This is a genomic window from Bradyrhizobium sp. ARR65, assembly GCF_000472385.1.
Lineage (GTDB): Bacteria > Pseudomonadota > Alphaproteobacteria > Rhizobiales > Xanthobacteraceae > Bradyrhizobium.
On the sequence record NZ_AWZU01000034.1, the window covers coordinates 78,582 to 86,882 of the forward strand.

Genomic DNA, 8,301 nt, shown 5'->3' on the forward strand with positions numbered 1-8,301 from the left:
CGTTCGGAAAAATGCGTCATGGCCAGAACACGCAAGCTGAGCTCCGATCTCGAAATCAAGGGCTACCCTGGGCCCTCCGGCGGCTGGGGTTCGGTGCGGTCGCTGGCAAGAAGCCTGACCCATAATCTCGTTCCGATTCGCGGTCCGGCAGTTCTGCTCAACCAGAACAAGACGGGCGGATTCATGTGCGTCAGTTGCGCCTGGGCCAAGCCGGCCGACCCGCGTGTGTTCGAGTTCTGTGAGAATGGCGCCAAGGCGACCACCTGGGAAATCACCCAGAAGCGCGTGACGCCCGAATTCTTCGCGCGGCACACGGTGACGGCGCTGGAGCGTTGGGACGATCATCGGCTCGAGGATGCCGGCCGCTTGACCCATCCGATGCGCTGGGACGCGGCTTCCGACAAATATGTTCCGGTCGATTGGGCGGACGCGTTCAGGGAGATCGGGCGCGAATTGCAGGCGGTCGAGCCCGACAGCGCCGTGTTCTATACCTCCGGCCGCGCCTCGCTCGAAGCCTCCTTTATGTACGGCCTTCTTGCGCGCGCTTTCGGCACCAACAACCTGCCCGATAGTTCCAACATGTGCCACGAGACCACCTCGGCGGCGCTGCCGGAGAGCATCGGCGTGCCCGTCGGCACCTGCACGCTTGACGATTTCGCTAAGACGGATTGCATCTTTTTCTTCGGCCAGAACGTCGGAACCTCGAGCCCGCGGATGTTGCATCAGCTCCAGGAGGCGGTGAAGCGCGGTGTTCCGATCGTAACCTTCAATCCCCTGCGCGAACGCGGGCTGGAGGAGTTCACCAATCCACAGTCTCCGCTGGAGATGCTGAGCGGTTCTTCAACCCGGATCACCTCGCAATATCACCAGGTCAGGACCGGCGGCGATACCGCGGCGATGATGGGAATCGCCAAAGCGCTTTTCGCGCTGGAGGCGAAGGCGGATGGCGCCGAAAGCATCATCGATCGCGACTTCATAGGAGAGCACACCCACGGCTTCGATAAGTTTGCCTCGGCGGTGAAGGATTGCGAGTGGTCCCAGATCGAACAACGTTCGGGGCTGAGCCGCGGTGCGCTGGAGGCTGCGGCCTTCGTCTATGCCCATGCCAAAAGTGTGATGTTCATCTACGGCATGGGGCTGACGCAGCACGAGAAGGGCGCCGAGACCGTGCAGATGATGGTCAACCTGGCGCTGCTGCGCGGCAACATCGGGCGGCCGGGCGCCGGCATCTGTCCGGTGCGCGGTCATTCCAACGTGCAGGGCCAGCGCACGGTCGGTATCACCGAAAAGCCCGAAATGGTTCCCGCCGAGAAGATCAGGACGTTGTTCGGCATCGATGTGCCCGAAAAGAAGGGGGTCAGGATTGTGGAGGCCTGCGAAAAGGTGATCGACGGCTCGGTCCGGGCCGTGGTGCTGCTCGGCGGCAATCTGGTGCGCTCGGTGCCCGAGCATCGCCTGGTCGAGCCGGCCTGGCGCAAGCTGCGCCTCACCGTGAACATCCTGACCAAGCTCAATCGCAGTGCGCTCGTGCACGGCGAGATTTCCTACATCCTGCCCTGCCTTGGCCGCATCGAGATCGATGTGCAGGCGAGCGGACCTCAGGCCGTCTCCATGGAGGATTCCACCGGCTGCATGCACGGCTCCCGAGGCCAGATGCCGCCGGCCAGCGAGCATTTACTCTCAGAACCGAAAATCATCGCCGAGTTTGCCAAGGCCACGGTGCTGTCGCGCTCGACTATCCCATGGGACGAGTGGGTCGCCGATTACAGCAAGATACGCGACGCCATCGCGGCGACCTATCCGGACATCTTTCACGACTTCAATGCACGGATGTGGAAGCCTGGCGGCTTCCATCGCCCGCTGGGTGCGCGCGAGCGGAAATGGAATACGAAGACCGGCAAGGCAAACTTCATCGTGCCGAAATCGCTGGCCACGGACATCGATACGCCGCCGGAGAACCGCGACGTCGTGCAGCTCATCACGTTGCGCAGCAACGGTCAGTTCAACACCACGATCTACAACTACGACGATCGCTTGCGCGGCATCTTTGGTTCGCGCCACATCGTCATGATGCATCGTAACGATATCGACCGGTTTGGACTAAGGGAGGGCGAGATGGTCACGCTCGCCACGGCCGTCAATGATGGGGTGGACCGCCGGGTCGGCGGCCTGCGCGTGGTGGCCTATGATATTCCGGAGGGCTGCATCGCCGGCTACTATCCGGAATGCAATCCGCTGCTTCCGCTTTGGCATCACGAGGAAAAGAGCAAGACGCCGGCGGCAAAATCGATTCCGGTACGAGTGATGGCCTCGCCGGTCAGGACCTGATTCCAGTGAGCATGCGCCGATCAAGTTGCGGAGTCGGCATCCAGGTCTGCGATTGCGAGGAGCGAGAGCGACGACGCAATCCAGACTGCATCCTGCAGAGAAAGCCTGGATTGCTTCGCTTGCGCTCGCAATGACGCGGCTATCGCGACGAAGCTTCAGGTCAATTGGTTGAGACGACGCAGCGGGTTGAGTTCGCTCGGTTCTTCCTTTTGCTTCTTGCCTTCTTTTTCCTGTCTCTTGCCTTCGTCGTGCAGGCCTTGGTCGCCGACAACCTCGCCGACGGCCTGCTTCGTCTTTCCTGCGATTTCGTTTTTCGTCCCTTTGATCTTGGTCATGATCGCCATCCGCCTCGGGTATTGCGGTTGTTGCATCAACTTCCTGGTTCTCGCGCTGTTCCTGTCACGCCAACGTGGGTGAGAACAGCGATTGGTCATTCCAGCAGTTGCTTCAGTCGCGACGCATCGGCGGGCGCTGCGCTCTTCTGGTCGTTGTCGAAATAGACATAGACGTCGTATCCCTGTCGCTTCCAGGACTTGATGCGACGCGCCCATTCCGCCAGCGTATCGGGGCGGTAGTGCCCCTTGTAGCTGCCCTGCGGTCCATGTCCGCGAACGTAGACGAAATCCGCCGTTCGCCTCCAGGGCGCCGGCGCGTGATGATGATCGGACAGGCAGAGCGAGATGTTCTGATCGGACAGCAGCTTCAGAATGCGCGGCTCGTACCAGCTCTTGTCGCGGAACTCGAAGCTGTAGCGGCGCTTCTTCGACAGCAATTTGCAGAACGACGCGAGCCGCTCCGGATTTGCCGTGAAGTTCGGCGGCAGTTGAAACAGAATGGGGCCGGTCTTCCTGCCCAGCAGCGACAGGCGGCTCTCCAACAGCTCCAGGCTATTCACCGAGTTCTGCGACAGCCGCTTCCAATGCGTGATGAACTTCGAGGCCTTCCAGGCAAAGACGAAATCCTCGCTGGTCTGGTCGCGCCAGGCTTCCACCGCTTCCTCGGTGGGCGTGCGGTAGAACACCCCGTTGAGTTCGGTGGTTGAGAATTGGCTGGCGTAGTATCGCAATTGATCCTTGAGCGGCAGTCCTTTCGGAAAAAATGGACCGCGCCAGGAATCGTAATGCCATCCCGATGTGCCGATCAAAATCCTTGCCATCGCCCATGCACCTCGCGCGACAAGCGATAAAGCGGCGCCCGGTTCCAAATCCACAGGGTCGGGAACTACATGCGTCGGCGCAACTCCGGGCGCATCCTGATCACCGGTTCGATCGCCGGCTTTACGCCGGGCAGTTTCCAGGCCGTCTGCAATGGTACCAAGGCTTTCCTCAATTCGTTCTCCTACGCCATGCGTCGTGACGGGATTGAAGAACAAGCTCCAGTCCGGGTTGCAAAGGTCGCGCCGGCCGAAGCGCTTGCCAAACAGCACGGCAGATGGCGGAGCCGGGCACGGCGAAGTCGTGAGCTACGAAGCGGCAAGACGCATGCGAGTGCAGGCCGTCCATCGTTCTCCCGGGCGGCGAGGCGGGCTTGCAGACACTTTCTCGGTTTCTTGAATTGACGGTGCGGCCGACAGTGACATTCTGCGCGCGGTCAATTTCGGACCGGCAGTATGTTCGGCTATCGAATTAGCTCCATTTTCATTGCGGCATTGATACCTTTCGCGGCAGCTGCGGCACAGCTTGAGCCGACGAGCATCAATGCGGCCGATTATGACGAGCTGGGCTCCGGCGACCAGATTCAGCCCGCGATCATCAAGGCTCAAATCCTGCTCGATCGCGCCGATTTTTCTCCAGGCGAAATCGATGGACGCCATTCGGCGCGGCTCGATCAGGCGATTGCAGCTTTCGCGGAACGCCACGGACTGCCGGTGGATACGGGATGGAGCCGATCCTTCTGGCTGGCGCTGACCTCCAGCGTCACGGGTCCGGTGATCACCGAATATTCACTGACGCGAGATGACCTCAAGGGACCCTTCGTGCAGTTGCCCGCGAAGATGGAGGATATGCGCTCATTCAGACAGCTAGGGTTCTCCAATGCGCGCGAGGCGCTGGCCGAAAAATTCCACATCAGCGAGGAGTTGCTCGCGCGGCTCAATCCTGATGCGTCGTTCTCCGAGGCGGGTGAGAGAATTCTGGTTCCCGATGTACTAACCGATCGGTCGCCCGGCATCGCCGCACGGATCGATGTCGATAAGGATCGGCAGACGGTCAGGGCATATTCTGCGCAGAACGAACTGATTGCATTCTTCCCGGCATCGGTCGGCAGCGACGACAAGCCCTCGCCCTCGGGAACGTTGAAGGTGAAGCTGATCGAGAGCGATCCCTCCTATCACTACAATCCAAGATATCAGTTCAAGGAAATCGGCATACAGAAGCCTTTCGATCTCAAGCCGGGTCCGAACAATCCGCTCGGCACCACCTGGATCGCGCTGTCGAAGCCGGGCTATGGCATTCACGGAACGTCCGAACCGTCCTTGGTCGGAAAATCCGCCTCACACGGCTGCGTGCGCTTGACCAATTGGGATGCGCGGCGCCTGGCAGGAATGCTGACCAAGGGCATTCCGGTCAATTTCAAACAGCGGAGTGAAGCTCGCACGGCGTTCGGCGCTTATTGAACTCCACCGCATTCAGACTGCATGAACGCTCTTTTCGCGCTGCCAAAAGCGAACGTCGCCGCACATGGTGACGAGGCGTTGGGCGTCGACGGGCGCAGCAAGCGCGAGGCAGCCGCCGTCAGGGGCGATGCCGGCCTTGTCGAGGAGAGACTTTGCCGCATTTACAAAACCGATGAACGTCGCATGGGCGAACGCATCGGCGACGAAGTCCCGCGCGGTCGCTTCGGAACCGAGCAATGCCGCGCCGCCTGCGGAAACCAGAATGGCCACGGCATCATAAAGCACAGAGGGGCCGCCATTTATCTTCTGCTTCGCCGGCCGCAGGCTGCCGTCACTCGTCCTGAATCCATTGACCTGCGGCGCAACGAGTTCGATGAGCCCACCGGCACTTTCGGTGGCGCTCTCGAGCGCACCGAGCAGGGCCGCGTCCGTCCCGTCGCTGACCAGCACGCCCAGCTTGCGTCCCTTGAAGCCCTTGGGTCCATTCTGGACGATGCTTAGGGCAGGCGAGGGCGGAAGATCGAGCACCGGGCGCGCCGGGTCGGCCGCATATCTTTTCGCCCGCGCGCTGGAAGATGTCGGCTTTGGTGATGTCGGCGAGCGAGCCGTAATTCTCGAAAAAGCCGTGCGCGCCGAAGCCGCGGGCATGAACCACGCGCTCGGGGATTCGCTCATGGTCGAAGTGAAAGATCTTCTCCCTGAAATGGAAATCTTCCATCAGGGTCGGGCCGCGGCTGCCTGTCTTGAGACTGTTCTGATCGTCGCCGACGGAACGCCCTGTTGCGCCGTCAGCGTCGGAACCTCGCCCTCGGCGACCTGGTGAGTTTCGCCGCCATGACCGCGTTGAACGGCGGCATTGCCCAGTCGGGCGGATTTGAGCTCTTCGGAGATCCTGGAACCTGCCATGCGGCCTCATCACTTTCAGCAACGGGCTTTGCAATGCAACGCGCAAAGCGCCGGAGTGATTGATGAGGGGCCGAAAAAATCCTCGCGACTGGCAGTTGATCTAACTCAGGTTAGTATCGTGCCTACCGATCGATTTCAGCGCGTCACGCCGCGACGAACACGAGGAGCGTGCCGTTGGCTGCGCTCGGCGGCACGCAGATCGCGTCCCCGCTGTGAATGCCGACGCTGCCGAGCGCCGTCCCTGTCGCGGCAAGGTCGGCAGCGATCACCAGACCCGCGCTGCCGCGCTCCGGCAAACTGGTCAGCGGCACATCAGGATAATGTCGGCTCAATCGCTCCTTGGTGAGAAAGACGAAATCGGCGCGGTCCGCGCCCGAAGCGACAACGACGCTGCCATCCTGCTGGCCGCGCGCCTCGCGGTCGATCATGCGCGCCAGATGCGCCGCTTCCTTATCAGGTTGAGGGGCCACCAGCTGCACCTGCTTCAGGCGCCTCGCGCCGTTGGCGTGCTTCATCAGTTCGGGAATCCACACGGTCTCCCGCGTCTTGTGCTGGCAGGCAAAGATGCGTAGGCCCGCCGGAGCTTCCGCGACCGGCCACTGGAACGTCGTGAACTTCGCCGCCGCGAGCCGGCCGTCAGGCATCGTTACCGGCCGCTCGAAATCGGTCGGACCGATCGGCTGATAGCCGCGCGCAAGAATCTCCTCCGCGCCTTCGGCCGAATCGATCGCGGTCAAGGCGATCCGCTCGATGCCCTCGCGCTGCGCCAGAAAGGCGCGCGCCGGAGCATTAAGGTCTGTTGCGGCGAGCACACCCAGCAATTCGATGTAGTCGGGGTCGAACATGATGGTGTGGTTTCCCGATCCCATATGCGCGCTGTGCGTGCCGCGCGGCGAGACAGTGAAGCCCAGCCGCTTCCACTTCTCCGCGGCCTGGTCGAGATCCCGGACCATGACGACGGCATGGTCGATACCGATAACGTTCTTGAGCGCCACTTCCGTTATTTCCCCGGCGAAACTTTGCATCTAAACTAACCGGGCCGGGCATCGCCCTGCAAGCGCGCGCGACCTCAATCGGAAAGATCGGCATCAACCGCCAGGAACGGCGATGCCGGCAGATGTCCTGTCAACCGTTGGCTGGGATCAAGATTGCGGCGGCGCACCGCACTGCAAGCGCTTTTCGCATTGGGCCCGGGCGCCATTGTGCTAATAGGCGCTTCTATCCGGGTGCCGGGAGAATATGACGATCGAAAGCAAGAGAGAGCCGCCGCGGTTTGATTCGGCGTTCAGGGCGCAGTTCGCTGAACTCGTGCGCTGGCGGCGCGATGTGCGCCGCTTTCGATCCGATCCGGTCGATCCAGATCTCATCGAGCGGTTGCTGGCCATCGCGTCCTATGCGCCGTCGGTGGGCTTAAGCCAGCCCTGGCGCTTCGTGCTTGTCGAGTCGCCTGAGCGAAGACAAGCTGTGCGCGAGGATTTTTCAAAAGCGAACAAGGCTGCGCTTGCGGGATATGCCGGCGAGCGGCAGGCGTGCTACGCGCGGCTCAAGCTCGAAGGCCTTGCGCAAGCGCCCGTGCACCTTGCCGTCTGCGCGGATGAAACCACCGCGCAAGGCCATGGCCTCGGTCGTCGGACCATGCCGGAAACCATCCGCTATTCTGTCGTCGCGGCGATCCAGACGCTCTGGCTCGGCGCGCGCGCCGAAGGACTTGGCCTCGGCTGGGTCTCGATCCTCGATCCGGAGGCGATCAGATCAATCCTCGATCTCCCGCCGGAGTGGACCTTCATCGCGTATCTTTGTCTGGGCTGGCCGGAAGAGGAGCACGACGATCCCGAGCTGGAGCGTCATGGCTGGCAGGAGCGAATGTGCGAGACATCCGTGAAGCCGCTGAAGCGGTGAGGCCGGCCGTCGGTCCCTGTGTCGGAGCCGCCACCTCGAACACCAGCTCCCGGACCTACCAGACGCATCCTTGACGTGAAAGATTTTGATGCGAAACGCCTTTTTGCATGAAGAAACGGGTGCGCGCGAAAAATCCAATTTCGCGAGCCGATTCAAGCTGATTTGGGCTGTCCAGTCCTTCGCGCGAAAATATTCTTCTTTCGCGTTTTCCGAAATCGTGCTTTCCTCGCGTCGTCTCGCGCCCACCGGAGCAACTATGCTGTGAGTAGCCCGGCGATCGGCCGGCCTCAAGGCTGGCGCGAGACGCGCCACCGCCTTCGGCGGCTGACGGCCTTGACCCCGTCCGCTCACCGGTCTGTCGGCTTGGCATGCGCTCGGTCGCAGACCGAGCGCGATCAGATGCGCTCCCTCAGCTGAGCGCGTAGCGGCTGGGATNCCATGTCTCGCCGCGGGCGAGCATCGTGTTGAGGATGACGATCAGCTTGCGCATGCAGGCGATGAAGACAAGCCGCGGCGGCTTGCCCCTGGCAATCAGGCGTTGATAGTAGGCCCTG

Annotated in this window: 7 protein-coding genes and 3 pseudogenes; 4 read left to right on the forward strand and 6 right to left on the reverse strand. The window is 61.7% G+C overall.

Going from position 1 to position 8,301, the window contains the following annotated elements:
- The first annotated feature begins 18 nt into the window (after positions 1–18).
- Positions 19–2,328, forward strand: a complete 2,310-nt coding sequence (locus F758_RS0129645; RefSeq protein WP_035723471.1) for an FdhF/YdeP family oxidoreductase — start codon at positions 19–21, stop codon at positions 2,326–2,328.
- A gap of 155 nt (positions 2,329–2,483) precedes the next feature.
- Here the strand turns inward: F758_RS0129645 and F758_RS0129650 are convergent, their stop codons facing one another.
- Together F758_RS0129650 and F758_RS0129655 are read right to left on the reverse strand one after the other, a co-directional pair.
- Positions 2,484–2,663 carry a CsbD family protein gene (locus F758_RS0129650; RefSeq protein ID WP_035723487.1) on the reverse strand — a complete coding sequence of 60 codons (180 nt, stop codon included), beginning with the start codon at positions 2,661–2,663 and terminating at the stop codon, positions 2,484–2,486.
- Between the two features lie 95 nt (positions 2,664–2,758).
- Positions 2,759–3,484: a DUF72 domain-containing protein gene (locus tag F758_RS0129655; protein WP_024511301.1), complete on the reverse strand. Its 726-nt coding sequence runs from the start codon at positions 3,482–3,484 to the stop codon at positions 2,759–2,761.
- A 48-nt stretch (positions 3,485–3,532) separates the two neighbouring features.
- Here F758_RS0129655 and F758_RS52080 point away from each other — a divergent pair.
- Both F758_RS52080 and F758_RS0129660 read left to right on the forward strand, forming a co-directional pair.
- Positions 3,533–3,789: pseudogene (locus F758_RS52080) on the forward strand (SDR family NAD(P)-dependent oxidoreductase); the annotation flags it as partial.
- A gap of 148 nt (positions 3,790–3,937) precedes the next feature.
- Complete coding sequence (locus tag F758_RS0129660) at positions 3,938–4,942, forward strand: L,D-transpeptidase family protein (protein WP_024511302.1); 1,005 nt, start codon at positions 3,938–3,940, stop codon at positions 4,940–4,942.
- Between the two features lie 12 nt (positions 4,943–4,954).
- Here the strand turns inward: F758_RS0129660 and F758_RS51000 are convergent, their stop codons facing one another.
- The 3 genes and pseudogenes from F758_RS51000 to F758_RS0129675 all read right to left on the reverse strand — a co-directional run bounded on the left by F758_RS51000 (position 4,955) and on the right by F758_RS0129675 (position 6,843).
- Positions 4,955–5,470 carry a type 1 glutamine amidotransferase family protein gene (locus F758_RS51000; protein WP_245286616.1) on the reverse strand — a complete coding sequence of 172 codons (516 nt, stop codon included), beginning with the start codon at positions 5,468–5,470 and terminating at the stop codon, positions 4,955–4,957.
- Positions 5,471–5,495: 25 nt separating this feature from the next.
- Positions 5,496–5,848: pseudogene (locus tag F758_RS52840) on the reverse strand (catalase); the annotation flags it as partial.
- 143 nt (positions 5,849–5,991) lie between these two features.
- Entirely contained in the window at positions 5,992–6,843 is an 852-nt protein-coding gene (locus F758_RS0129675; RefSeq protein ID WP_024511305.1) for a VOC family protein, read from the reverse strand.
- Positions 6,844–7,087: 244 nt separating this feature from the next.
- Here F758_RS0129675 and bluB point away from each other — a divergent pair, with 244 nt between their 5' ends.
- On the forward strand, positions 7,088–7,747 hold the full coding sequence (gene bluB / locus F758_RS0129685) for a 5,6-dimethylbenzimidazole synthase (protein ID WP_024511306.1): 660 nt from the start codon (positions 7,088–7,090) through the stop codon (positions 7,745–7,747).
- Positions 7,748–8,156: 409 nt separating this feature from the next.
- On the opposite strand, the pseudogene F758_RS52090 reads toward bluB, so the two are convergent.
- Positions 8,157–8,301: pseudogene (locus F758_RS52090) on the reverse strand (IS110 family transposase); the annotation flags it as partial.

Excerpts from the sequence above, each read along its gene's own strand:
- F758_RS0129650 (WP_035723487.1), bottom strand. The coding sequence starts at position 2,663 with ATGACCAAGATCAAAGGGACGAAAAACGAAATCGCAGGAAAGACGAAG.
- F758_RS0129660 (WP_024511302.1), top strand. The coding sequence starts at position 3,938 with ATGTTCGGCTATCGAATTAGCTCCATTTTCATTGCGGCATTGATACCT.
- F758_RS0129655 (WP_024511301.1), bottom strand. The coding sequence starts at position 3,484 with ATGGCAAGGATTTTGATCGGCACATCGGGATGGCATTACGATTCCTGG.
- bluB (WP_024511306.1), top strand. The coding sequence starts at position 7,088 with ATGACGATCGAAAGCAAGAGAGAGCCGCCGCGGTTTGATTCGGCGTTC.
- F758_RS0129645 (WP_035723471.1), top strand. The coding sequence starts at position 19 with ATGGCCAGAACACGCAAGCTGAGCTCCGATCTCGAAATCAAGGGCTAC.